Below are 23,296 nucleotides of genomic sequence, written 5' to 3' on the forward strand. Positions count from 1 at the left end.
CCGGCTCGGCCGACCGGTGAAGCGGTCAGTCGAAATACGATTCGAGCGTCCCGCGGCGCCGGATGTCGAGCGTCGCGCAGTGGAACGAGCCGCCGAACGGCGCGTAGTGCCGCAGGTCGCACGGGACGGGCTCGAACCCCCATCGTTCGAGCGCGCGCAGCATACCGGTGTGGTGCCGGTCCGCGATCACCCGGTGGCCGTCGATGACGAGGACGTTCAGGCTGAGCCACTTCCCGCACATCGAGGTGAGTTTGAGCAAACGCTCTTCCATGGGCGTGGGCTCGGGAGCGACAAGGATGTCCCAGGAGCCCAGGACGTCGGGCAGCCGGTCGATGTCGATGTATTCGGGATTGACCAGCACCTTGCCGGGCGCGAGAGGGAGAAACGTCGTGTCGATGTGCATCGGCGTGCGACAGCGGCTCTCGATCTCGTGAATCCGGTAACCGGGCCCGAGATGGCGGCGCAGCCATTCGATTCCCATGCGGTTGGTGACATTGCTTCGTGTGACGAACAGATCGCGTCCCGCCCGCACGAAATCCGCCGCGTCGAACACCGGCTCGAACTCGGTGAGGATGTACCGCATGGGCTCCTCCGGCCCGGGGACACGGAAATCCGTCTCGAACAGCGCTTCGGTGAGCTGCGGTTTCGGCGCCGCCGTCCAGCGCGCGCCGCGCCGGAAGTAATCCTTGAGGACCTCGCGGTAGGAATGGGTCTCGAAGTACCGGCACGGCCACGCCATCGGGGTTTCGATGATCTCGTCCCCGATCACCAGCATGCTGTCCCGCGGACAGCTGTTGCAGAAGCCGCGAGACGACCAGCCGGGCGTTCCGAAACGCCGCCTGTGGTCGACCGCGTCCGGGCGTCTGACGGTGACGCCGAGGGACTCCAGGAGGGTGATGAACCCGTCGAGTTCCCGCTGCGCCTGCTCGACGAGCACGCGCGGATACCCGAAGCCGGCGGTGGCCCCTTGGAGCCGCGCCGCCCACGGCGGGAGATTGCAGGCCACGACCGGATGGCGGGAGGGGATCGTCGCGCCTTCGAGGCGCCCGACGACGACCTCCTCCAACGGATCCCACTCGTTGTGGGAATTGACCGGCGGGCCGGAGGATCCCGAGGCACGGGAGGCCGTCACCGACGGCGTCGACGTCACGCGAATTCCACGGCACGCGCGGGAGCGGCTTCGCCGCCCGGTGTCACAGCCGAACCGTCAGGCCCTCGCACTACCGCCATACTCGACCGCTTTCGACACGGAATCCGGTAACGCAGTTTATCCAATGATGAACGATGAGGATTCCCGCAGCGGGCGGTTCACCCGTGTGGGGGTGAACCCTTGACCGGACACGCCTACGACGAAGCTTGATCGGCCCCGCGAGTTCCATAGGGTATTCATATTCACCGCGAATCCGATGATCCCCTCTGCGGGGGTGGGCGCGATGCGTGCGTCGATTCCCCCGTGGCAGCGGCCCGGCCGCTGCCCACCCAATAGTCGAGGAGAAAGAGACGTGATGACTGTGAAGAACTCGTCCCGACGCCGCGCGGCGGCCGTAGGCGTGCTGACGGCGGCTCTGCTGACGGTCGGCGCCCCCGTGACGGCATGGGCCGGCACGAGCGGCCACCCGGTGACGCCGGTCACCGACAAGTCCGGCAAGTCGGAGCACCACTACAAGGTGTCCATCTACGAGGCCGCCCACATCGCCGAGAAGGCGAAGCACGGGCGGGTGACCGGCGCGGAGCTGGAGGAGGAGAAGCTCAGCTCGAAGGAGAAGAAGCGCACCGTGTGGGCGGTGGAGGTCGAGTGCGACGGCACCACCTACGAGGTGCTGGTCGACCCGCACAGCGGCCACGTCCTGCGCGGCCCCACCGCGGAGAAGACCGAGAAGAAGGACAAGTAGCCGACGGCGCCTCTGTCGGCGGCCGGGGTCACGGGACGAGGACCCGTGACCCCGGCCGCCGGCTCATCCACGAACAGGAAGGCCGGCGATTCGATGCAGTGGGACCACAGGCGCGACGCCCGTCCGGCGCGCCGCGCGAACCGGTGGTGCGCGGCCGGTACGGTCGCGGCCGCGATGCTGGTGCTGACCGGGTGCGGAAGCGACGGCGACAAAGACAAGGACAAGGACGACGTCACGACGCCTCCCGCCGCCACCTCGGTCTCTCCCGGCGTGACGAGGACCACCCCGAGCGGCCCGGCACCGTCCGGGTCGCCGGCGGTGGACAAACAGCGCGCCGAACAAGCGGCCCAGAAGATGCTGCCCGGCTCCACGGTGGCCTCCAGCCATCTGGACACCGAGAACGGGCGCACCGTCTGGGAAGTACGGCTGAAAGACCCCCAGGGAACGGAGCGGGAGGTGGACGTCGACGCCGCGACCGGCGAGGCCGTGCTGAGCGACGACGTCGACGAATCGCCCGGCCTGGAGGACAAGGCCCGGCCCTGACCCTCCTGGCTGCCGGGCGGAAGGCTGCCGGACGCGGGCTGCCGGTGCGCTTCGACGCCCGGGTGACGGCGTCGTGGTAGCAGGGGTCGCGGACCGCGTGCGGAAGCCCGCCGCCCCGCCCGGAGGACGCGTCGGCGGAAGGGACCGCCCACGCCGTGGCGACGCGCCCGCGCCCGGAGGCCGGCACATGTCCACCGGCCCCCGGGCACTCCCCCGCTGTCACCCACCGGTCCGGCCGTTCCGAGGCCGCGCGAGAGCGCGGTCAGGAGCCGGGCCGGGGGCGGTCAGGAATCGAACCAGACGACTCCCTCGCCGCCGTCGTGGCCGAGGGTCTTCGTCATGACGTCACCGTCCCGCGTGTACTTGGGGTGCTGGACCAGGAAGCCGCCGAGGGACTTCAGCGACGTCGCGTCGCACACCCCGTCGGTGCGGATGCAGAAGCGCCGCACCGGGACGCCGTCGAGTTTCGCGGGGCCGGCGCCGGTGGAGGTGAACCCGAGGGCGCTCCAGCCCTTGGGCAGCAGGGCCCAGATGCCGGTGCCCGGCTGCATCGGGTCGGCGTAGAGCATGCCGTTCACCTGCGAGCGGGGGATCCCGGTGCCGCCGGCGGCGATCGTCTGGAGCACCTGGTCGGCGGCCTGGGCGCCCTGTGAGTAGCCGACGATCGTGAGGCGGGCGCTCGGGTCGCGGCGGTGGGTGGCCTCCGCGGCGGCCAGCAGGTTCTGGTATCCCTGCCGCACGCTGACGTCGTAGCTCGGCGCGCCGGGGTCCGGGACGTTCCGGCCGTTGAGCCAGGGTCCGGCGCTCGCCGGGTAACAGACCGGAACCGGAATACCCCCGTTGAGGTGCTTGTTGGCGAATTCGTAGCTGCTGGTGCAGTCGGGTGCGGGCGCCGCCGATCCTGTGCCGCCGAGCTCCAGGTAGTAGTGACGCACGGGGTCGGCGTGGGCGGCGGTGGGCACGGCGGCGGTGGCGGCCACCATGGCCGCCACCGCGGCGGCGGCGAACATCGCTTTCCTCGCTCTGCGGATCAGGGCCATCCTTCTGCTCCTCCTCGGGTAGGTCGTGAGCCGGTCCCGGATCGACGCAACAGGCAACTACCGGGAACGTCTCGACGTTAGGCACGGCCGTTGACATCGCGATGAAACGGACCGCCGAACTCCCGCGCGAGCGGCCGGTCTCCGCCCCGGACCGCTCAGGCCCTCGCACCGGACGCCGGAGGTCAGCGCGCGCCGTCCGGCCCGAGGTGCTCGACGAGCGCCCGGAGGACGAAGGGGTTCGGGACCTCGGACGCCGTGGAACCCGGCCCGTGCCACGTCCCGTCCACGTCGAGCTCGACGGATCCGTCCCGGAGCCGGACGCGCCGGACCCGCGACCACGGCACGCGGATCTCCCCGCGGCCCAGCTCCTCGCTGGTCAGCCACACATCGCCGAAGGTCAGGCGCTCGCCCCGGTCGAGCGCGGCCAGCGCAGCGGGCAGCTGGGCGCGGCTGACGCCCCGCTCGATCCCCTCCCACCACCGCGCCTCGTCACCCTGCTCCGGCCCGCCGCGCAGCACGACCCGCCGCCCGGTGACGTCGGTGAGCGTGCAGGCGCCGCCGCCGCGGGACGGGTCGTACGGGCGCGGAGGGCTCGTACGGAACACGGAAGTGGTGTCGTAGCGGACGACATGGATCCGCCCCTTGACGGCGACCGTCATGCCGCGCTCGTACAGGTCCAGCCGGGCGTCGTCGCGCTCGCGCGCCGCGGCGGGACCGCCGTGGCGGACCTGGGCCAGCAGCCGACGGACGGCCCGGACCGGCGGGGTCTTCGCGTGGGGCGTGTGCGCGACTCCCTTGTAGGTGGCGCACCGCCTGCCGAGGCGTTCGCGGCCGGCCGCCGCCGAGATCCTCGCCAGCAGCAGCTCGTCGCCCGGCGTACGCGGCCCCGGTCCCGTCACCGGGCGGTTCCGGTGAGGCCGGCGAGGGCCTCGTCGCCACGCAGGATCAAGTGGTGCGTCCGCCGCAGCAGCCGGCCGGGAGAGACCCCCAGTTCGTCCGCCAGCCGGTGGCGGGTGCGGTCGAACACCGCCAGCGCGTCGGCCTGCCGGCCGCTGAGGTACAGCGCGCGCATCAGCATCGCGGCGGCCGGTTCGTTCAGGGGCTGCGCCGCGGTCAGGGCCGACAGCTCGTCGATGACGTCGCGGTGCCGGCCCAGGCGCATCTGCCAGTCGAGCTTCCGCTGCACGAGGACGGTCCTGCGCTCGGTGAGCCGCAGCCGCTCCAGCTCGGCGAACGGTCCGGGCTGGCCCGCCAGCGGCTCTCCCCGGAACAGGTCCAGCGCCTGGGAACAGGCACGGACCGCCTCGGCCAGCTCGCCCGCCCGCTCGGCCGCGCCGGCCGCGGCGACCAGTTCCTCCATGCGCGTCACGTCCACGGTGACCGCGCCGGGGAGCAGCCGGTAGCCGCACTGATCGCGCTCGATCGCCGACTCGGGGCCGTCCCCCACGCTCAGGATCTTGCGCAGCCGGTAGATGTACACCGGCACGACGTTGGTGTTCGGCGGCTCCTCCCCCCACACGCCGTCGAGCAGTTCCTGCCGGCTGACCGTGCGGCCCGCGCACAGCGCCAGCACCGTCAGCACGGCCTGCTGGCGCAGGTGCCCCAGGGCGAGGGGCTGCCCGTCGCGCCGTGCCCTCAGCGGTCCGAGCACCGATATCTCCCAGCGCGGTCCGGGCGGGCGGCGGGTCACCGCCGGCGGCAGCGGGCCCGCCGCCTGTCTGCGGGGGCCGCGGCCGGGGGCGACCAGGCCGCAGTCGAAGGCGTGGACGATGACGGCGGCGCGGTCGCGCAGCCCGAGTTCGGCGAGGATCCGGGCGAGGTGTCCGGCCACCGCGTCCTCGGGGATGGCGAGGGCGGCGGCGATCTCGTCGTCCCTCAGGCCGCAGCCGACCGCGTAGAGCACCTCGCGCTCCTGGTGCCTGAGCGTGGTGGCGGCCGGCCGGCCGGTGGTCGTGGTGATCGGCATCGTGGCTCCCCTGGCTCCGGGCCGCTTCCCGCGGCGCGTGCCGTCGAGGCTGGCCCCGGCGCCGGAAAACGGACAGGCCAGGGGGACCGGCCGTATCCGGCCGGTGGCCACGCTAGATTCCCCACCTGGGAAAACAACATACCGAGCGGGAGGCCGTGACCTGTGGCCAGTGAGTTCAGCACGCTGTTACGACGGCTGCGGCACAACGCGGGAATGACCCAGGAGACCCTGGCGGAGCGCGCCGGCGTGGGGGTACGCACCATCCGCGGGTTGGAGACGGGCGAGCGCGCCGACCCCAGGGTGACCACGGTGCGGCTCCTGGCCGACGCGCTCGGGCTGAGACCGGCCGAGCGCGAGGACCTGCTGGCGGCCGCCGTCCACCGGACCGGGCACCCGGTACGGCCGAAGGACGACGCGGCCGAGGACCCGATCCGGCCGGGCGGCCAGGCCGGGCGGACGACGGAGCCGGGCGACCCGGCCGGGCACACGATCGGGCCGGGCGACCGGGCCGGGCGGCACACGCTCGGCCCGTATCCCCCACCGGAGCGTACGGTCCGGCCCGGCGACCCGGCCGCGTACACGATCCGCCCTGACCCGGCCGACCGCGTCGGACCGGCCCCCGGGCCACCGGCTCCGGCGCCGCACGACATCCTGGCCGACGTCGCCGAGCAGCTCGCCCTCGCGGTGGCCGCCCGCTGGCAGCGCGAGGAGGAGCAGCGGCAGGTGCACGACCCGTACCCGCTGCCGGTGCACTGGCGGCCGGCGCCCGAGGAGCTCACCGACCACTGGGCCAACGTCCGGCGCCTGCCCGCCGGGGGTACGCACGGCCCGCTGGACCTCAGCGGACGCCTGGACGAGGTAGCGGGCGTGTACCGGCGGATCCCCTCCGGGCGGCTGGTGGTGCTGGGCCGGCCCGGTTCCGGGAAGACGATCCTCACCATGCGGTTCGTCCTGGACTACCTGAAGTCGAGGGCCCGCGCCGAGCCCGTACCGGTGATCTTCAGTATCGGCGCGTGGGATCCCACCGCCGTCACGTTCCGGGACTGGCTGACCGCGCAGCTGACCCGGGATCATCCCGGTCTCGCCGCCCCGGGACCGGGCGGGCCGAGCCTGGCCGCCGCCCTGGTCGAATCCGGCCGGATACTCCCGGTGCTGGACGGTTTCGACGAGATCGCCGACGGTCTGAACCGCCCGGCGCTGGAGGCGCTCAACGCCACCACTCTTCCCCTGCTGCTGACGAGCCGTCCGGCGGAGTACGCGGCCGCCGTGGCGGAGACCGACGTGCTCACCTCCGCGGCCGCGGTGGACCTGACCGATCTCACCCTGGGCGACCTGGCCGACTACCTGCCGCGCACCACGCGCAAGGCCCGCGGCGGCGACCCGGGGACGACCGCGTGGGACCCCGTCCTGAGCGAACTGCGCGAGCGTCCGCACAGCGCGGGCGGTGCCCACCTCGCCACGGTGCTGACCACCCCGCTGATGGTCACGCTCGCCCGCGCCGTCTACAGCGACACCCGCGACCGCGACCCGGCCTCGCTCCTGGACACCCGGCGGTTCGGCGGCCCCGAGGAACTGGAGGACCACCTTCTCGACAACTTCATCGCCACCGCGTACCGCGTCCGTCCGGGGCAGCGCCCGGCGGGCGGGCCGCGCCGCGGCTTCGACCCGGAGCGCGCCCGGTACTGGCTCGGCTACCTCGCCCACCACCTGGCCCGGCTCGACACCCCCAACCTGGAGTGGTGGCGGTTCGGCTCGGGGCTGCGCCGCTCCACGCGCACGCTGGTGATCGCGCTGGTGATCTGCCTGACCATAGGGTTCGTCGACTGCGCCGTCGGTGTCCTCTTCAGCCCTCTCGGATTCCAGCTCGCGGACGGCCTCGTGGTGGGGTTCCTCTCCGGACTCACCCTCGGCGTCGCTTACTGGTTCATGGTCGCGGCCAAGGACGTGGCGGTGCCGCCGGCCAACGTGGGCATGAAGATGTTCAGCAAGGCACGGAAGGCCGGACGGGGAACCGCCACCCGCTTCCTGATCGGGTCGCTTTTCGGGCTCGTCTTCGGCAGCGGCTACGGCTTCATGCAAGGAGTGCTCGTCGGCTTCCTCCGCCGCGTCGGCCTCCCGGCCTCCTTGCAGATCGGCCTCGACAACGCCACGCTCTACGGGGTCGTGTTCGCGCTGGGAGCCGGCCCCACGCTCGTGCTCCTGGTCCTCCTCGAAACGCCTCTCGACATCCGGTCCGCGGTCAACCCGGTCAGCCTGCTGCGCACGAACCGCCGGACGGTCCTCGCCCAGTTCCTCGTCTGGGCGACCGTCTTCGGGGTGCTCGTCGGGGTCGCGTCCGCGATGGCGATCCGGCCCATGTCGGTGTTGCTGGGCCCGCTCGTCTGGAACCTCACGGCCTCGATCAAGCTCGGTGTCATCAGCGGGCTCGGCGGCGCCCTCGGCTATGTGCTCGGGCTGACCGCCTGGGGGCAGTGGATGGTCTTCGCCCGGATCTGGCTGCCGCTGACCGGCCGGCTGCCCTGGGCCGTCGTCGCCTTCCTGGAGGACGCCTACCAGCGGGGCGTGCTGCGCCAGGCGGGCGCGGTCTACCAGTTCCGCCACGCCCGCCTCCAGGACCACCTCGCCCGTACCTACCGGGCGTCCCTCGCTCCCCGGGAGCCGGCCGGGCCGAAGGACACCGCGCCCACCCGGTGAAGGCGGTCCCCCGCCGCGCCGCGCCGAGCCCCCGCGTGGGTACGCCCGGGCAGCGCGGCGGCGCCCGTCGCGGTCACGCGGACCCGAACACGACCGCCGAGTTCTGGCCGCCGAATCCGAAGTTCTGCTTGACGGCGACGCCGATCGCGGCGGGGCGCCCCACGACCGGGGTGCAGCCCAAGTCGCAGCCGGGTCCGGGTGGTCCAGGTTCGCGGTGGGCGGCACGTACTTCTCGCGCATGGTCTCCTACCTGGACGGCCGGTCCGCCCCCGGCTCCCGCGACTACCTGAGCGCGGACGCGACCGTACTGGTGGGCCCCGACAACGCCAGGGGCGTGTCCCTGTGGATCAACTGGTTCCCGGACCGGGTGACCTGGTGGTCAACATGCCGGACACGGCGGAGGCGGCGGGTGTGCCGAAGTATGTGGACCGGGTCAGGGAGATCATGCCGGCCCCCGTCCGGAGCGGACGATCAGGGCGATGATCAAGGCGTTGATCAAAAAAGGAGGAGTACTCACTCCTCGCCACTCTTAATGTATAGCGCACCAGGGGGCTTGCGGCAAGGCCCTGGTCATGGGTCAGAATCACCGGCCTAGGCCAGAACCTGCCGAAATTGGAGAATCACTCAGTGCGTGTGTTGTTGTCGGTTCATGGGTCGTGCGGTGACGTCGAGTCGGCGGCGGGGTGCGCACCGCGCGTGCGGACGCTCGGCGCCGGGACGCGGGTGTGCGTGCCGTCGGCCGTCGCGGCGGCGACCTCGGATCGGAGCTGATGACATGAGCCCTCTGATCACCAGCGCTTTCGACCTTCCCCACCACCTTTCTCCCAAGGCGGACCCGGCGCTGATCGACAGCGACGAGAAGCACTTCGCGGCCATATCGGAGAGCCTCGAGCAGTCGATCGGCGAGCTGTCCGACCGCCTCGAAGCCGCGCGCAAGGCCCCCGGCGGAATCGGCCGCGAGGCGATGGACCGGGACATGGAGATCCACCGCCTGACCGGGCGCCTGCGCACCCTGCGTCGCTTCGGCCTGGACCTGTGCCTGGGGCACATCGTCCCCGCGGACAGCCCCGAACCCGTGTACATCGGGCGCCTCGGCCTCACCGACAGCACGGGACGCCGGCTGCTGCTCGACTGGCGCTCCCCCGCGGCCGAGCCGTTCTTCGCCGCGACCCACGCCAACCCGATGGGGATGGCGAGCCGCCGCAGGTACCGCTGGACCCGCGGCCGGATCAGCGACTACTGGGACGAGGTGTTCACCGCCGACGGGCTCGAGGGGCACGCCGCGCTCGACGACCAGTCCGCGTTCATCGCCAGCCTGGGCGGCAATCGGTCGGAGCGGATGCGGGACGTCCTCTCCACCATCCAGGCCGACCAGGACGCCGTCATCCGGGCGGGTTCCCGCGGCGCTCTCGTCGTCGACGGCGGTCCGGGTACGGGCAAGACGGTCGTCGCCCTGCACCGCGCCGCCCACCTCCTCTACTCCGACCCCCGCCTCGGGCACCGCCGGGGCGGCGTGCTGTTCGTCGGTCCGAGCCGGCCGTACCTGGCCTACGTGGAAGACGTCCTGCCCAGCCTCGGCGAGGAGGGCGTGCAGACCTGCATCGTGCGCGACCTCGTCGCCGAGGGAGCCGGAGCGGCGACCGAGACGGACCCGGACGTGGCCCGGCTGAAGTCGTCCGCGGACATGGTGAGGGCGATCGAGCCGGCCGTCGCCCTCTACGAGGAGCCGCCCACGGAGGGGATGACGGTCTCGACCCACTGGTCCGACGTCTGGCTGAGCGCCGACGACTGGGCCTCGGCCTTCGCGGCCGTGGAACCGGGCACCCCGCACAACGAGGCGCGCGACCAGATCCGCGAGGAACTGCTCACCATCCTCGCGGACAAGCACGCCGAGGACCACGAGGACGACGACGAGGTCTCGCCCCAGCTGCTCCGCAGGTCGCTGCTCCAGAACCGGGAGCTGATCGGGACGCTCAACCGCGCGTGGCCGATGCTGGAGCCGACCGACCTCGTCGGAGACCTGTGGACGGTCCCCGCCTACCTGCGCAGGTGCGCTCCCTGGCTCGCTCCCGAGGAGGTGCGCAAGCTCCAGCGCGCGGACGCCCGGGCCTGGACGGTGTCCGACCTGCCGCTCCTGGACGCGGCACGGCAGCGGCTCGGCGACCCGGAGGCGTCCGTGCGCAAGCGCCGGCACGACGCCTCCGTCGCCGCCGAACGCGCGCGCAGGGCCGACGCCATCGACAGCCTGCTCCAGAACGTCGTGCTCGACGAGAGCGAGGGCGCGGTGGGGATGCTGCACGGGCAGGACCTTCAGGACACCCTGATCGACGAGAGCGCGCTGCCCGGCGCCGAACCTGACCTGCTCGCCGGGCCGTTCGCGCACATCGTCGTCGACGAGGCCCAGGAACTCACCGACGCCGAGTGGCAGATGCTGCTGGCCCGCTGCCCGTCCCGGAGCTTCACCATCGTCGGTGACCGCGCCCAGGCCAGGCACGGGTTCACGGAGTCGTGGCAGGAGCGGCTCGAACGGGCCGGACTCGACCGGATCACCGTGGCCTCCCTGAGCGTCAACTACCGCACGCCGGAAGAGGTCATGGCGGAGGCCGAGCTCGCCATCCGCGACGCGCTGCCGGACGCCAACGTGCCGGCCTCCATCCGCAGCAGCGGCATCCCCGTCGTCCACGGATCCGTCGCGGATCTGGACTCGGTCCTCGACACCTGGCTCGCCGCACACGCCGAGGGAATCGCCTGCGTCATCGGCGATCCTGGGTTCCCGGCGACGTCCCGCGTACGGTCGCTGACGCCGGAACTGTCGAAGGGGCTCGAATTCGACCTGGTCGTCGTCATCGACCCGGAGGCGTTCGGCGAGGGCGTCGAAGGAGCCGTCGACCGCTATGTCGCGATGACCCGTGCCACTCAGCGGCTCGTCGTCCTCACGAGCTCCTGAGCCCCGGCTGTCCGCCCGCCCGGTAGGCCTCTTCCCGGTGACGCCCGGGAAGAGGCCTACCGGCTCTCCCACGGAATCACCCTCATGAAATGAGGGGCCACCGCCGCAGCCTACCCGAGCGCCGCCGTCGCGCTCGGATCCTGCCCCTCCTCCGCTTGCCACAGCCGCTGCGCCTGCATCCGGGCCAGGGCCAGCAGCACCTGCGCGCTGTTCTCGTTCTTGCGCGCGTCCTGATAGGTCATCCGAACGATGACGGTGCCCACCCGCACCGTCATCTCGGTGCTCGGCGTCGCGTACGCGGCCCCGGGCTGAGCGACGGCCGCGCTCTCGTTGCCGACGGCCGGCACGGACATCGGGCGGCTGCCCACCGAGCCGCGGGACCAGTCCTTGAATGCCGTGGTGGCCCGCTGCCGGTCGGCATACGCGAGCAGCGATATGTACACGCTTCCGGAATCGCCCGGAGCCTTGTACTGCACCTGACCCGAGCTCCGGTGCCGGTAGCAGTCCCGGGATTCCTTATCCTCCTGGCACCGTTTCTCCTCCGGAACGTCCCGGGCGTCCAGCGGCTGTACCCCCGTCGTCCAGCCCGTCGGCATGCTCCGCAGGTCCGGCAGCGCTTTCCGCAAGCCTCCGGCATCGAGGACCGTATCCGGATCAGGGCGCTTGTCCCGCTGTGCCGCGTCGGCGCTCGCCGGGCGGGCCTCCTTGTGGGGCTCCGCCGGGCCACCTCCGCACCCGGCCGAGGCCAAGCCCACCGCACACACCGCGAGAAGCACCCACGCACCGCTGGGCGGCTTCCTCCGAACCCAAAGCAACTAACCTTCTCCAAACCCTCCGCTCCAGCGGCGAAGACGGGCCTTAGGGGATCACACTCACCGGAAACGATCACCCGAGGGGCGCTGCCCCCGCCCCCCGTCGGCGTGGAGATCGGTGACCTGCGGCCGCGCTTCACTGAACTGCTGGAAGACCGGTCGACGCCCCGCTCTTGGATCATGCGGTGACCGGTTCACGGGAAGGGGCCTGGCCACCGGCGTTAGAATTCCGGGTGTCCCGGCGGACGGCCGCGGTGGGTTCCATCTCCGTGGGGAAGGACAACGGATGAGCAGTACCGAATCGGCGCGCGAAGAGGTCGACAGGCCTCTGCTGCTGCAACTGGAGCGGCGGCTGAGACAGCTGATCGAGACGCTCTACCCCGACGAGCGCACCCGCCCGGGATACGCCCGTCTGGCCAAGGAGATCCGCGAGAGCACCGGCGGCGCCATCTCCGCCACCTACCTGTGGGAACTGGCCACCGGCAAAAAGCGCAATGTGACGCTGGAACAGCTCGACATCCTCGCCCAGTTCTTCGGCGTCCCGCTGGAGTACTTCCTCAGCGACGAGGTCTGCGAACGCGTCAACACCCAGCTCGCCCTCGCCACCGCGCTCCGCGACTCCAAGATCCGCAACCTCGCGCTCCGCGCGGAAGGACTCTCCTCCGCCAGCCTCGACGCCCTCCTCACCATGGTCACCGAAGCCCGCAAACTACAGAACCTCTCGAACGTCGACGACCCGGACCACACCGTCCCTCACCCCCGGGACTGAACTCCCGGGGCGGGGCAGGACCCTTGGCTCCGGCACCCGGCCCCGTCCGCCCGTATCTCCGGCTGCCGTCGGGGGTCCCGGGTGGGCGGGGCCGGCACCGCGCCAGGGGTCCAGGGTCGTCGTACGGTCGACGCACGGGGGTGCACGGTCGTTTCTTCCCTCCACGGCAGGCTATGGGAGATACATGATTACCAAGTACACCCAGCTGCACCGGCGTTGCCAGGCCGTGCTGGACCAGCTGACGCTACCGCGCCCTTTCTCCATCGACGCCCTCTGCCAGGAACTCTCCCGCAGCCGCGACCGCCCCCTCCATCTGCATGCCCTGCCCGACCAGGCCGCCGACGGCAACATCTGCGGACTGTGGCTCGCCACCCCCACGGACGACCACATCTTCTACGAACAACGCACCACCCAGATCCACCAGGAACACATCATCCTCCACGAGATCGGACACATGCTGTTCGACCACCACGGAATCCGCCCCACCACCCCACCACCCGGTGTGCTCACGAGTACGGACCCGAGAGCCCCGACCGCCGCCGGTACGAGATCCACCGCCGCCGCGGAAGCGGGCACCGAAGCCCGTGGCGAAGGAACGGCGGCCGACGAGCACAGCGGGGTCCAAGCGCTGCTGCCCGATCTCAGCCCTCAGCTGATCCGACGGCTCCTCGGCCGCGCCAGCTACACCACCCGCCAGGAACAAGAAGCCGAAATGCTCGCCACCCTCCTCCGCATCCGCGCCTCCACCCTGCCCGAGACCGGCACACCCCAGGGCGTGCTGGGACGTCTCGGCGCGGCCCTGGGAGCACCGGTCACCGATGTCCGCTGATCTCGCCACCGCCGGCCAGGAGCTCCAGTACGCCGGCACCGGCATGCTCTGGCTCGCCGTCGCCCTGCGCGCCGGCCCCTCCTTGCGCTCCCCCGAACGCCGTGGACTGTGGCTCGCGGTCGCCACGGCCGCCGTGGCCATGACCCTCAACCTGCCCGAGGCCGCCCGCCTCGCCCAGCGGGTCACCGGCTCCGCCCACACCACCGCGCTCGTCCGTAACCTCTGCGGGGTGCTGTCCGCCGGGGCCGTCCTCTACTTCGTCACCGCCACCACCGGCAGCCGCCGGCTCCGGAACCGCCTGTCCCTCGCCACCGGCGGCGTCCTCGCCGTCCTCGTCGTCCTCGACCTGGCCGCGCCGCCGCACCAGGAACACACCATCCCCCACAGCGGCGCCCCCGTCCCCTCCACCGCCTACTGGCTCGTGATGATCGCCAGCCATCTCGCCGCGAACATCTCGTGCGCTCACCTGTGCTGGCGTTACGGCAGGCAGGCGGACAGCCGCTCACTGAAGGTCAGTCTGAGTACCTTCGGCACCGGCACCGCCTTCGCCGGGCTCTTCTGGACGGGCCATCTGGCCCATCTTCTGACCGGCACGGAAGCCCCCTCCCCTACCTCCCGTTCCTCATGGCCTTCCACGCCATCCTCCGCGCCACCGCTCTCCTCACCCCCACCCTGGCCACCTCCCGTCAAACCCTTACCGACATCACGACGATCTGGCGTCTTCATCCTCTTTGGCGCGACCTCATCGAAGCCGCTCCCCATGTCGCCTTCACCACGCCCCGCCCCCGCCTCCTCGAAATCCTCAATCCCCCGCTCCCCTACCACCTCCTCGCCTACCGAAAGATCATCGAGACCCACGACGCCATCCTGGCCCTCCACCCCCACACCCCACCCGGTGCACCGGGCCTGACGGATGCCCCGGCCGAGGGTGCCTGCCTCCATGCCGCCCCCGCCGGTACGCCCTCGGGAGCCGGGACCGGTGACAGCTGCACCGAGTGCGCCGCCCTCGCCCTCGCACGTGCCCTCGCGCACGCGCGCCGGGCCAAGCTCGCGGGGTTGCCTCCCACCACCCGCCCGGAAGCCCCGCACCCCACGCCGCCCACCACCCTCACGGCCGAAACCCACTTCCTCCTCGCCCTCGCCCGCCACTACCGGTCCCGGGCGCGAGCGGAAACGGGCGTCCAGGATGCCGGTGCGACGGCGCGACCGACCGGCCGGGAAGGCCCCGGGCACCTCAATAGGCTGTGCCCCAGACCGAACCGGAAGGGGTGACGCGTGACGACATGGGGACTGGTCCTCGAGACGTCCGAGCAGATAGGCGAGCGCAGGCAGGCCGACGCCCGTGTGCTGGCGCATGTGGAGGGCACGCGCGAGGAGGCCCTCGCGGAGCTGGAGAGACATGCCCGGAGCTACGCGCCGGAATACCCCAGACGCCCGAAGCGCCGGCGGCTCATCCGGCACGGCGACGGCTTCCTGCTGGTCATCGACTGCTCATCGATTTCCTTCAGCGTGCGGTTCACGGTCGGGGAACTGCTGGCGGACAGCGCCGCACCCGAACCACCGGTCCCGTACGAGGAGCCGGAGCCAGCGGACGAGGTGCCGGCGCCGCCGGACGAGCGTGACGACGACGGCGTGCCGGTGACACCGGCGTGGCTGGGCCGCACCGACCTGCCGTGACGGCCCCGGGCCGCGCGGGCGCGCTGCGAACCGGCTACTCGCCCTTGCCCGGCCGCTCCGCCCTGTCCTCCAGCCAGCGGATGATCCGCAGATCGTGCCGGCCGCCGGTCAGTTCCACGAGCTGAGGCAGACCCGCCATGCTGGTGACGTTGACCTCGGTGAGCCGGCCGCCGATGACGTCGATGCCCGCGAGGTGCAGCCCGTCGGCGCGCAGGCTCGGGGCGATCCGCCGTACGATCCGCAGGTCGTCCTCGTCGAGGCCGGCGGCGTGGACGGTGCCGCCGACGGCCATGTTGGCGCGGAAGTCATCGCCCGCCGGGCGGCGCAGGAAGCCGCCGAGCGGCTCCCCGTCGAGGAGGAGGATCCTCTTGTCCCCTTCGGCGACTTCGGGAAGGAACGCCTGGGCCATCGCCGGGCGGCTGCCGAGCGCGGTCGTGGTCTCCGCGATCGAGCGGGCGTTGCGATCCCCGTGGGCGACGGACAGGATGCCCCGGCCCTTGAAGTCGGACAGCGGCTTGAGCACCGCGCCGTAGGGCTGTCCGGCGGCGAAGGCGAGCAACCGTCCGGGGTCCGCGGACACCATGGTCGGTGGCATCAGGTCGGGGAACCGGCAGGCGTACAGCTTCTCGTTCGCCTCCCGCAGCCCCCGGGGGTCGTTCATCAGCACGGTGTCGCCCCGCAGATGTTCCAGCAGGAGCGTGACGGTCAGGATGTCGTACGGCGGGTCGATACGCACCAGTACCGCCGTGGCCCGGTGCGGGTCCAGTTCGGTCGGTGCGCCGAGCACCGGCCGGTCGCCGTCGAAGGCGACCTGCCGGGCGACAGCGTGGACGCGGGCGCCGATCAGGGAGAGGCCGGTGGCCGTGCAGTGCCAGACAGCGTGCCCCCGTTCGGTGGCGGCACGCATCATGGTGACGGTGGCGCTGTGCTCACGCCCGTCACCGAGCGGGTCCATGATGAAGACGAACACGCGCCTCCTCCGTTCTCGAAGCCCTCGGACAGCCGCCCTGGAGCATCCTCTCGCCACGGGCCGGCGTCCATCCCCCGCCCAGGGAACAGGCCAAAGGCGCGTTTAAGGTGTGCGGGTGAGACGACACATCGCATTCGAGCGCCTGCACAACTTCCGCGATCTGGGCGGCTATCGCACCCAGGACGGCCGTACGGTGCGCTGGGGCCGGCTGTACCGGTCCGACGCGCTTTCCAAGCTGCGAGGGGCCGACTGGGACGCCTTCCGTTCCCTGGGCATACGCACCGTCATCGATCTGCGCTACCCGTGGGAGATCGAGGCCAGGGGCCGGGTGCCCGAGGCCGACGAGCTGGCCTACGTGAACCTCAGTGTGGAGCACCGCCCTTACGACCAGGCCGAGATCGACCCGGACGTCGACCCGTGGCGGTACCTCGCCGACCGTTACGCCGAAGTCGCCCTGGACGGCGCCGAGGAACTGCGGCAGGCGCTGGAGGTCCTCGCGGCCGGTGACGCCCCGCAGGTCTTCCACTGCGCTTCGGGCAAGGACCGCACCGGGCTGCTGGCCGCCCTGGTGCTGTCGCTCCTGGGCGTGGACGAGGACGACATCGCCGCGGACTTCGCGCTCACCGAGCTGGCCACGGACCGGCTGGTCGCGGACTGGAAGGCCGCCAACCCTGACCGGACCTTGACGTGGCCCGCCTACGGCCGGGCCCCGGAGCAGGTCATCCGGCTGTTCCTGTCCGACCTCGCCGAGACCTACGGTTCCGTGCGCGACTACGCGGTCAAGCACGTGGGCGTGGACGAGGCCCTGATCGCCCGGCTGCGCGCGCGGCTCCTGGACTGAGCGACCGCGCCGCCGCTCACCACCGCCGCGCCTTACCGACCGGCCCACCTGTTAGGTTGACGTGTCCCGGCAAAAGCAAGGGCCGGGAAGGGCGAGGAAAGGGAAAGTCGTGCGCAAGGCAGCGTGGATGGCGGCCGCGTCGTTCGCCGTCATCGTGTCGGTCACCGGATGCGGCGGCGACGGCGGCGCGCCCGAGAAGAGGCCGGAGGCCGGGGCGAGCACCGCGGGCGCCGGGAAGCCGGCGCAGGCCCCGGCCAAGGGCACGCTCGTCCAGCGGGCCACCGGCTCCTGGAAGTCGATCGGCACCCCGGGGGACGACACGCTCGACACCCTCACCGTCGCCGACGGCAAGGTCACCTCCCGAGGCGCCAAGCTCTCGTGCACGGGCACCCTCGTGCCCGGCGGGGAGAAGGACGGCAAGGAGACCGCTTCCCTGACGCTCACCTGCGAGGGCGGCAAGGACGGCGGCCGCGGCCTCGGTCACCTGACGGTGAAGCCCGACGGCTCGGCCCTCGTCCTCGACTGGGACGGCCCCGAGGGCGGCTGGGGCGGCCCCGTCGACAGCTACCGCCGGGCCTGACACCCCGGCCGGAACAGCTGAAGCCGTGGACGGTGTCGTCGCTCAGCCCGGGGTTCACGACGAGGACGCTCTCGTCCCCCACCTCCTCCTTAGGGGCCTCCACTTGTGAAACTCATCCGTGACCCCGGCGGGACCGGCGGCGACTCCCCCGGCCGGGCGGTGTTCGCGGGCCGTCCGCGCGTCACCCCCTCCGCCGAGAACGACAGCAGTCCCCGCACCGGCCGTCCCCTGGGACGCCGCCCGCACGAAGGCGTGCCGAACCGGTGACGGAACGATTCGATCCGAACGATCAGGCCTATGCGCCGGCCGACTCCCTCCATGGGCTGCTGCAACGCGGTCGGGGCGCGGGCGCGTTGCGGGTGCTGGACGAACCCGGGGCGACCGGGGCTGTACGCGATGTCCTCCGGCAGGACTGGCGCTGGGACGCGGTGGACGACCGCCACCTCTACCTGGCGCGCCTGGTCCACGACCTGAGGCTGCCGCTGGATCCCCTGCTCGGCCTGCTGGCCGGCGACGAGGACGAGTGCGAGCGGGCCACCCGCGTGCTGGAGCTGCTGGCCGTCGCGGGGTCGGCCGACGCCCGCACGGCACTGCGCGCCTACGTCCGGGACGGCGAGCACTGGGTGGACGTCCTGGAGTCGGTGGCGGACGCCTGGCCGGTGGAGTGGTGGGACGACCTGGCCTACGTCGCGCGTACCCGGCTGGCCGATGAGCAGCTTCTGCCGGGCGGCTCCCGCCCCTGGGCGCGGTGGGGCATGGAGGTTCCGGCCGCCTCGCCCCGCCGCCCGGGACGGGCACACACCGCGGAGGTGGGTCCCGACGGCCGTCGGCTGCTGTCCGTACTCGCCGACGCCGGTTCGGCCGACGGCGCCAAGGCGCAAGCCCTGTACGCCCTGGCCGGGCGACCGCCGGAGCCCGGTCTGCTCGCTCTGGTGCCCGGGCTCGGGACGGCGGACGGCGAGCGGCCCCTGCCCTGGCTCGGGCGCGCGGTCGAGCGGCTCGGAGCCCTGGCCGTGCCGGAGGCGCGGGCGTGGGCGGCGGACGAGCGGGAGTGGCTGTCCTGGACCGGCGTCCGGGTCCTCGCCGAACACGGCGAGGACCGCGACCTGCCCACGCTGATCGGGGAGCTCGCCTCTCACGAGAAGGCGCGCCAGTGGTGCGGTCCCGGGCTGCTGGCCTCCGGGCTCGCCCGCTTCGGACCGGCGGCCTCGGAGGCCGCGCCGGTGCTCCACCGCCTCTGGCTGCGCACACCGCACTCCTACGAACGGCCGGCCCTCCTCAAGGCGCTGGCCGCCATCGCCCCCGCCGGCCTCGGCCTCGCGTACACCGAGTCCCTGTGGGACTGCGAAGCGGAGGCCCGCCTGCTGGGGGTCGCCTCCGCGCCCGACCTGCCGCACGTACACCGGCGGCTCGCCGAGCTGCGGGCCGACCCGATGGAGGAACGCGAGGTCAGGGCCGCCGCGGGAGCACGCATCGCGGCAGGGCGACGCTGACCGGGCCCCCGTCTCCTCGGCCTCGGCGGACACCCGGCACGGCCGAGGCTCACGGGTCCCGACCGCCGGGGGCCGAACTGCCGGGCTTGTTCATCAGCACGGCTCCCGTCCCACACTGACGCCCGAGGGCAAAAGGCAGACTGAGTACCTGTACCAGGACCGTCTGAGTACCCGGCCCGAGGCGCGTCCGTCATGCCGAAGGGTTCACTGGCGTCATGAACGATCAAGAAGCGCGCGCGGACGACGAACTGCGGCACGCGTGGGCCGCCGCCAACGCCGCGGACGCCGCCGCGGGCGCGCGTGCCGTACGTCCTCTCGGGCCCGACGACCGCGACGAGAAGGCCGGGGCGGCTCCGGGCTGGGCCACGTTGTTCGCTCTGCTGCTCGCCCCCGTGGCCCTGTTGTTCGGCGGGCTCGCGCCGATGGCGACGGACGGCTGCGGGCCCGACAACTGCTCACGGGAACTGGACGCGGCACTCGCGGCCGTCATGGGCGGGATGTACGCGATGTTCGCCGCAACACCCGCGCTGCTCCTGACGGCCTGGCTCCTGCCCCGGCGTATGCGGTTCGCGACCGCGCGCAGGGTCGTGGCGTGGTGCGCGCCGCTGCCTCCGCTGTTCGTGATCCTGATGGTGTTCACCCTGCCGGAGGGGTGAAGGGGCCGGGCCCGGCCGGACACCCGCCCCGGCTCCGGGCCGCTGTGACCGGACAGCCGGACCACGCCGTCGGCGTGCACAGCCGAAGCACCCCCACCCACCCCATGTCATTTGCTCATGCAATTCGGAAGATCCATAGCCCTCCTGCTCGGCGCCGGTGCGCTGGCCCTCACCAGCGCGTGCTCGTCCTCCTCTCCGGACTCCGGCAAGGGCGACGGCGCACCGTCGAAGACCGCGGCGTCCGGTGCCGCCTCCGCCGGGCTCGGGGCGGCGGAGCTTCAGGAGCGTTGGTGGAACTGGGCGGGTACGGCGCCCGGGAGCGCGAACCCCGTCGACGACGAGGACGGCCACCTGTGCGGTGACCGGCAGGCGTCCGACGTCTGGTTCCTGGCCGGCACGCACGGCGGGCCCGCGACCCGGACCTGCAAGCTGCCCTCCGGAATCCTGGTGGCGTTCCCACTGGTGAACCGCATCGCGACGAAGAGCGATTGCGAGACGTTCATGACGTCCGCGAAGGGAAGCGCCACCCTCGACGGCAAGGCCGTCGAGCCCCAACGCCTCGACGCCACGCCCATCAAGGACAACGGCCCCGGCGCCATGGCGTGCGGTCTGTGGGTGCGGTTGGGCCCCCTGTCCCCGGGGGAGCACACGTTGAGCTTCGAGGGGTCCTCGGGCACGTTCTCCACCTCGGTGGACTACCGGCTCGAAGCCGGCGGCCGCTGACGCCGACTTCGGAGGGACTTGGCCGCCCCCTTCGTCGTACGGCCGCAGCCGCAGGCGCCCGGGACGGGGCCCGCGTGCCATGTTGACCCGGCCGGGTCGAGGTCGCGAGACTCTGTCGCCGGAGACCCCCGGCATCCGTTCCGGGCGGCGGCCGGCTCATTACCAGGGGGCATGGTGGCGACAGGACAGGTCATTCCGCACGAGGTACAGGGCACGGGACCGGTACACGCCCTGCTGCTCCACAACTGGTTCGGCGACCGCACGAGCTACGACCCGCTGCGCGCGCACCTGAACGGGGACGCCTTCAGCTACGCGTTCCTCGACTGCCGCGGATACGGCGAGGCGAAGGAGCTCGACGGCGCCTTCACGATGGAGGAGGTCGCCGCGGACGCCTTCGCCGTGGCCGACCACCTCGGCTGGGAGACGTTCTCCGTCGTCGGCCACTCCATGGGCGGCAAGGCGGCGCAACTGATGCTGCTGGAGGCCCCGGAGCGCGTCACGTCGGTCATCGGTATCTCGCCGGTGGCCGCGTCCGGCTTCCCCCTCGACGCCGAGGGCCGGAAGCTGTTCACCGGCGCCGCGGAGAACCCCGGCAACCGCGGGGCCATCATCGAGCACACCTCCGGCGGGCGGTACGACAAGGCCTGGCTGGACACCATGGTGAGCCACTCGGTGGAACGCTCGTCGGCGACCGCGTTCCGCGCGTACCTGGACTCCTGGTCCGGCGACGACTTCCACGAGCGGGTGCGGGGCAACCCGGCCCCGGTGCTCCTGGTCGTCGGCGCGCACGACCCGGCGCTGGGCGCCGAGGCCATGCAAGCCACCTGGTTGCAGTGGTACCCGAACGCCGAACTCGAGGTGCTCCAGGACGCGGGCCACTACGCGCCGGAGGAGGCCCCCGAGGCCCTCGCCGCGGTGGTCGAGCGGTTCCTCGGCCGCTGACGGGGGCGTCGGCACTGCCGCCGGCGAGGACGGGCGCGTGGCGGGCACCGCCGTGACGGCACGCCGGCCGCCCTTCCGGTCTCCTTCGCCGGTTCCTCGCCGGCGCCCGTCGCACCGGCCCTCGGGAAGCGCTTGAGACATGTTCCTCGCGGCCCGTAGTGTCGACGTGATCACGACGGAGAGACCGCGCACAGGAGAAGGCACGCATGAGCGACCCGCGATCCGCGTCCGGGCCGGCGGTGGGAATCGCGGCGTTCAACACCGTTCTCACCGCGACGGCCGCCGCACTGAGCTGGAATGACGGCCCCAGCCCGTGGGCGGCGGCCGCGGCGGTCTCGTTCCTTCTCCTGCTCGTGGTCCTGCGCGGGCGTCGCCGGCACTGAGCGGTTCCGTAGCTCCGCACGTACAGCCCTCAGCAAGAAGTGCCCGAAGGCGCACCTGCGCACAGCCCGGAAACCGGTGGCCGTACCCGGCTCAAGGTGTGATCATCGCCCAGGTCGATCACACCTTCCGGAGGCAGAATGCTGTTTCGTCCCGTCACCGACGCCGACATGGACCGTGTCGCCGCCTACCCGGCCGACGGTCCCGTCAGCTGGATACCCGAGGAGCGCTTTCGCGGGGAGTGGGCGGACCGCCGGTTCCGTGCCGAGTGGACATGGGTGGCCGAGGAGGACGGGGAGATCCTCGCGCGGGCGCTGTGGTGGGGCAGGAGCGACAGCGAGCATCCGGTCGCGCTGGACTGCCTGCACGTGCGGGATTCGGTGGACGACCGTGCCGGTGTCGCCGCCGGGCTCCTCGGCGCGGGGCACCGGGCTTTCGAGGCGAACGGCGCCACGGAGAAGCCCCAGTACAACATCTCGCTGCCGGGTGACTGGCGGGAGGATCCCGCGGCCGCGGCCGCCGTGGCATGGCGCAAGGCGGCCGTGGGGCGGGCGGGACTGACGGAAGAGGTCGAACGGCTCCGCTACGAATGGACGCCCGACGCCGGAGTGCCGGAGTCCACCGGAAGGCTCGTCTTCTCGCCCGAGCCGGACGACGAGCGGTTCGTGGAGGTGTTCCGGCGCATCGCGGCCGGCAGTCTCGACGTCGCCACGCGGCGCGAGCTCGCCACCATGGACGCCGACCGGCAGGCCCGCGAGGACATGGCCTTCTATCTCGGCTGCCCGGGAAAGCGTGAGTGGTGGCGCCTCGCCCGCACGCCCGACGGCACCCTCGCCGGAATGGCCGTCCCCTCCCGCACGCCGTACCACCCCAACGTCGGGTACCTCGGCGTGGTGCCGGAGCTGCGCGGTCAGGGGTACATCGACGAGATCCTCGCCGAGATCACCCGCATTCACCACGGCAACGGCGCCCTGCGCATCACCGCCACCACGGACACGGTGAACACGCCGATGGCCGCGGCCTTCGAGCGGGCCGGTTACCGGAACACCGAGATCCGGCTGGTCTTCGAGGCCCCCGCCGTGTGACACCCCCACGACGAGGCGAACGGAGTCACGCAGTCCGTTCCGGCGCGATCTCCGCGATCAGATCCTCGACCAGGGACCTGATCCGGTCGCGGATCGGACGGACGGCGTCGACGCCCTGGCCCGCCGGGTCCTCCAGCTTCCAGTCCAGGTACCTCTTGCCGGGGAAGACCGGGCACACGTCGCCGCAGCCCATGGTGATGCAGACGTCGGAGGCCCGGACGGCGTCGGTGGTCAGGACCTTCGGGGTCTCGCCGGCGATGTCGACGCCGACCTCGCGCATGGCCTCGACGACCGCCGGGTTGACGCTTCCGGCCGGCGCGGAACCCGCGGAGCGGACCTCGACGCGGTCGCCCGCCAGGTGGGTCAGCCACGCGGCGGCCATCTGGGAGCGGCCGGCGTTGTGGACACAGACGAAGAGAACGGAGGGCTTCTCGGGCATCGGGGTCTCTCTTGTCT

24 protein-coding genes are annotated in these 23,296 nt (G+C 72.2%); 16 read left to right on the forward strand and 8 right to left on the reverse strand.

Annotated elements, in window-relative coordinates:
• Positions 1–25: 25 nt before the first annotated feature.
• Positions 26–1,150: an amidinotransferase gene (locus SMD11_RS01480; RefSeq protein WP_199843779.1), complete on the reverse strand. Its 1,125-nt coding sequence runs from the start codon at positions 1,148–1,150 to the stop codon at positions 26–28.
• Positions 1,151–1,505: 355 nt separating this feature from the next.
• Between SMD11_RS01480 and SMD11_RS01485 the strand changes: the two genes are divergently transcribed.
• Entirely contained in the window at positions 1,506–1,892 is a 387-nt protein-coding gene (locus SMD11_RS01485) for a PepSY domain-containing protein (protein ID WP_159395177.1), read from the forward strand.
• Between the two features lie 93 nt (positions 1,893–1,985).
• Positions 1,986–2,435, forward strand: coding sequence for a PepSY domain-containing protein (locus tag SMD11_RS01490; protein WP_087924661.1), 450 nt, complete (start codon positions 1,986–1,988; stop codon positions 2,433–2,435).
• Between the two features lie 284 nt (positions 2,436–2,719).
• Here the strand turns inward: SMD11_RS01490 and SMD11_RS01495 are convergent, their stop codons facing one another.
• From SMD11_RS01495 to SMD11_RS01505, 3 genes are all read right to left on the reverse strand, one after another.
• Positions 2,720–3,475 carry a PE-PPE domain-containing protein gene (locus SMD11_RS01495; protein ID WP_087924662.1) on the reverse strand — a complete coding sequence of 252 codons (756 nt, stop codon included), beginning with the start codon at positions 3,473–3,475 and terminating at the stop codon, positions 2,720–2,722.
• A gap of 182 nt (positions 3,476–3,657) precedes the next feature.
• On the reverse strand, positions 3,658–4,374 hold the full coding sequence (locus SMD11_RS01500) for a DUF6585 family protein (RefSeq protein WP_234365844.1): 717 nt from the start codon (positions 4,372–4,374) through the stop codon (positions 3,658–3,660).
• Entirely contained in the window at positions 4,371–5,441 is a 1,071-nt protein-coding gene (locus SMD11_RS01505; RefSeq protein WP_087924663.1) for a BTAD domain-containing putative transcriptional regulator, read from the reverse strand. Before SMD11_RS01505 ends, SMD11_RS01500 begins: the two co-directional genes overlap by 4 nt.
• Before the next feature lie 213 nt (positions 5,442–5,654).
• Here SMD11_RS01505 and SMD11_RS01510 point away from each other — a divergent pair, with 213 nt between their 5' ends.
• Complete coding sequence (locus tag SMD11_RS01510; protein WP_087930228.1) at positions 5,655–8,135, forward strand: helix-turn-helix domain-containing protein; 2,481 nt, start codon at positions 5,655–5,657, stop codon at positions 8,133–8,135.
• A gap of 775 nt (positions 8,136–8,910) precedes the next feature.
• Positions 8,911–11,082 carry an RNA polymerase recycling motor ATPase HelR gene (gene helR / locus SMD11_RS01515; protein ID WP_087924664.1) on the forward strand — a complete coding sequence of 724 codons (2,172 nt, stop codon included), beginning with the start codon at positions 8,911–8,913 and terminating at the stop codon, positions 11,080–11,082.
• A gap of 110 nt (positions 11,083–11,192) precedes the next feature.
• On the opposite strand, the gene SMD11_RS35245 is transcribed toward helR, so the two are convergent.
• On the reverse strand, positions 11,193–11,525 hold the full coding sequence (locus SMD11_RS35245; RefSeq protein WP_159395178.1) for a hypothetical protein: 333 nt from the start codon (positions 11,523–11,525) through the stop codon (positions 11,193–11,195).
• A 655-nt stretch (positions 11,526–12,180) separates the two neighbouring features.
• Here SMD11_RS35245 and SMD11_RS01525 point away from each other — a divergent pair.
• Together SMD11_RS01525 and SMD11_RS01530 are read left to right on the forward strand one after the other, a co-directional pair.
• Complete coding sequence (locus tag SMD11_RS01525; protein ID WP_199843780.1) at positions 12,181–12,663, forward strand: hypothetical protein; 483 nt, start codon at positions 12,181–12,183, stop codon at positions 12,661–12,663.
• Positions 12,664–12,847: 184 nt separating this feature from the next.
• Positions 12,848–13,492 (forward strand): hypothetical protein, encoded by a 645-nt coding sequence (locus SMD11_RS01530; RefSeq protein WP_087924666.1) that lies wholly within the window; start codon positions 12,848–12,850, stop codon positions 13,490–13,492.
• Here the strand turns inward: SMD11_RS01530 and SMD11_RS37180 are convergent.
• Positions 13,476–13,877, reverse strand: coding sequence for a hypothetical protein (locus SMD11_RS37180; protein WP_418952400.1), 402 nt, complete (start codon positions 13,875–13,877; stop codon positions 13,476–13,478). The two genes, SMD11_RS01530 and SMD11_RS37180, sit on opposite strands and share 17 nt — an antisense overlap.
• 239 nt (positions 13,878–14,116) lie before the next feature.
• Between SMD11_RS37180 and SMD11_RS37185 the strand changes: the two genes are divergently transcribed.
• The gene (locus SMD11_RS37185; protein ID WP_087924668.1) at positions 14,117–14,764 is read left to right on the forward strand and encodes a DUF6545 domain-containing protein; all 648 of its coding nucleotides are present in this window, start codon (positions 14,117–14,119) and stop codon (positions 14,762–14,764) included.
• 3 nt (positions 14,765–14,767) lie between these two features.
• The gene (locus SMD11_RS01545) at positions 14,768–15,169 is read left to right on the forward strand and encodes a hypothetical protein (protein ID WP_087924669.1); all 402 of its coding nucleotides are present in this window, start codon (positions 14,768–14,770) and stop codon (positions 15,167–15,169) included.
• A 34-nt stretch (positions 15,170–15,203) separates the two neighbouring features.
• Here SMD11_RS01545 and gshB read toward each other — a convergent pair whose 3' ends face one another.
• A complete protein-coding gene (gshB, locus tag SMD11_RS01550) occupies positions 15,204–16,139 on the reverse strand; it encodes a glutathione synthase (RefSeq protein ID WP_087924670.1) in 936 nt (311 codons plus the stop codon).
• A gap of 115 nt (positions 16,140–16,254) precedes the next feature.
• Here gshB and SMD11_RS01555 point away from each other — a divergent pair, with 115 nt between their 5' ends.
• The 8 genes from SMD11_RS01555 to SMD11_RS01585 all read left to right on the forward strand — a co-directional run bounded on the left by SMD11_RS01555 (position 16,255) and on the right by SMD11_RS01585 (position 22,840).
• Positions 16,255–16,980 (forward strand): tyrosine-protein phosphatase, encoded by a 726-nt coding sequence (locus SMD11_RS01555; protein WP_087924671.1) that lies wholly within the window; start codon positions 16,255–16,257, stop codon positions 16,978–16,980.
• Positions 16,981–17,089: 109 nt separating this feature from the next.
• Positions 17,090–17,560, forward strand: a complete 471-nt coding sequence (locus tag SMD11_RS01560; RefSeq protein ID WP_087924672.1) for a hypothetical protein — start codon at positions 17,090–17,092, stop codon at positions 17,558–17,560.
• Between the two features lie 263 nt (positions 17,561–17,823).
• The gene (locus SMD11_RS01565; RefSeq protein ID WP_159395180.1) at positions 17,824–19,053 is read left to right on the forward strand and encodes a hypothetical protein; all 1,230 of its coding nucleotides are present in this window, start codon (positions 17,824–17,826) and stop codon (positions 19,051–19,053) included.
• A gap of 215 nt (positions 19,054–19,268) precedes the next feature.
• Positions 19,269–19,709, forward strand: coding sequence for a hypothetical protein (locus tag SMD11_RS01570; protein WP_234365845.1), 441 nt, complete (start codon positions 19,269–19,271; stop codon positions 19,707–19,709).
• A gap of 117 nt (positions 19,710–19,826) precedes the next feature.
• On the forward strand, positions 19,827–20,432 hold the full coding sequence (locus tag SMD11_RS01575) for a signal protein (RefSeq protein ID WP_087924674.1): 606 nt from the start codon (positions 19,827–19,829) through the stop codon (positions 20,430–20,432).
• Positions 20,433–20,603: 171 nt separating this feature from the next.
• Complete coding sequence (locus SMD11_RS01580; protein WP_087924675.1) at positions 20,604–21,374, forward strand: alpha/beta fold hydrolase; 771 nt, start codon at positions 20,604–20,606, stop codon at positions 21,372–21,374.
• 206 nt (positions 21,375–21,580) lie between these two features.
• Positions 21,581–21,757 carry a hypothetical protein gene (locus tag SMD11_RS35255; RefSeq protein WP_159395181.1) on the forward strand — a complete coding sequence of 59 codons (177 nt, stop codon included), beginning with the start codon at positions 21,581–21,583 and terminating at the stop codon, positions 21,755–21,757.
• 138 nt (positions 21,758–21,895) lie between these two features.
• Entirely contained in the window at positions 21,896–22,840 is a 945-nt protein-coding gene (locus SMD11_RS01585) for a GNAT family N-acetyltransferase (RefSeq protein ID WP_087924676.1), read from the forward strand.
• A gap of 25 nt (positions 22,841–22,865) precedes the next feature.
• Here the strand turns inward: SMD11_RS01585 and SMD11_RS01590 are convergent, their stop codons facing one another.
• On the reverse strand, positions 22,866–23,279 hold the full coding sequence (locus SMD11_RS01590; RefSeq protein WP_087924677.1) for an arsenate reductase ArsC: 414 nt from the start codon (positions 23,277–23,279) through the stop codon (positions 22,866–22,868).
• Positions 23,280–23,296: the final 17 nt, after the last annotated feature.

It is taken from the genome of Streptomyces albireticuli (genome assembly GCF_002192455.1).
GTDB lineage: Bacteria > Actinomycetota > Actinomycetes > Streptomycetales > Streptomycetaceae > Streptomyces > Streptomyces albireticuli_B.

What these genes read in the sequence shown, in the direction of transcription:
- SMD11_RS35255 (WP_159395181.1), top strand. Translation starts at nt 21,581, where the DNA reads ATGAGCGACCCGCGATCCGCGTCCGGGCCGGCGGTGGGAATCGCGGCG.
- SMD11_RS01495 (WP_087924662.1), bottom strand. Translation starts at nt 3,475, where the DNA reads ATGGCCCTGATCCGCAGAGCGAGGAAAGCGATGTTCGCCGCCGCCGCG.
- SMD11_RS01530 (WP_087924666.1), top strand. Translation starts at nt 12,848, where the DNA reads ATGATTACCAAGTACACCCAGCTGCACCGGCGTTGCCAGGCCGTGCTG.
- helR (WP_087924664.1), top strand. Translation starts at nt 8,911, where the DNA reads ATGAGCCCTCTGATCACCAGCGCTTTCGACCTTCCCCACCACCTTTCT.
- SMD11_RS01590 (WP_087924677.1), bottom strand. Translation starts at nt 23,279, where the DNA reads ATGCCCGAGAAGCCCTCCGTTCTCTTCGTCTGTGTCCACAACGCCGGC.
- SMD11_RS01585 (WP_087924676.1), top strand. Translation starts at nt 21,896, where the DNA reads ATGCTGTTTCGTCCCGTCACCGACGCCGACATGGACCGTGTCGCCGCC.
- SMD11_RS01525 (WP_199843780.1), top strand. Translation starts at nt 12,181, where the DNA reads ATGAGCAGTACCGAATCGGCGCGCGAAGAGGTCGACAGGCCTCTGCTG.
- SMD11_RS01575 (WP_087924674.1), top strand. Translation starts at nt 19,827, where the DNA reads ATGCAATTCGGAAGATCCATAGCCCTCCTGCTCGGCGCCGGTGCGCTG.
- SMD11_RS01510 (WP_087930228.1), top strand. Translation starts at nt 5,655, where the DNA reads ATGACCCAGGAGACCCTGGCGGAGCGCGCCGGCGTGGGGGTACGCACC.
- SMD11_RS37185 (WP_087924668.1), top strand. Translation starts at nt 14,117, where the DNA reads ATGGCCTTCCACGCCATCCTCCGCGCCACCGCTCTCCTCACCCCCACC.
- SMD11_RS01490 (WP_087924661.1), top strand. Translation starts at nt 1,986, where the DNA reads ATGCAGTGGGACCACAGGCGCGACGCCCGTCCGGCGCGCCGCGCGAAC.
- SMD11_RS01580 (WP_087924675.1), top strand. Translation starts at nt 20,604, where the DNA reads ATGGTGGCGACAGGACAGGTCATTCCGCACGAGGTACAGGGCACGGGA.
- SMD11_RS01485 (WP_159395177.1), top strand. Translation starts at nt 1,506, where the DNA reads ATGACTGTGAAGAACTCGTCCCGACGCCGCGCGGCGGCCGTAGGCGTG.
- SMD11_RS01505 (WP_087924663.1), bottom strand. Translation starts at nt 5,441, where the DNA reads ATGCCGATCACCACGACCACCGGCCGGCCGGCCGCCACCACGCTCAGG.
- SMD11_RS01570 (WP_234365845.1), top strand. Translation starts at nt 19,269, where the DNA reads ATGAACGATCAAGAAGCGCGCGCGGACGACGAACTGCGGCACGCGTGG.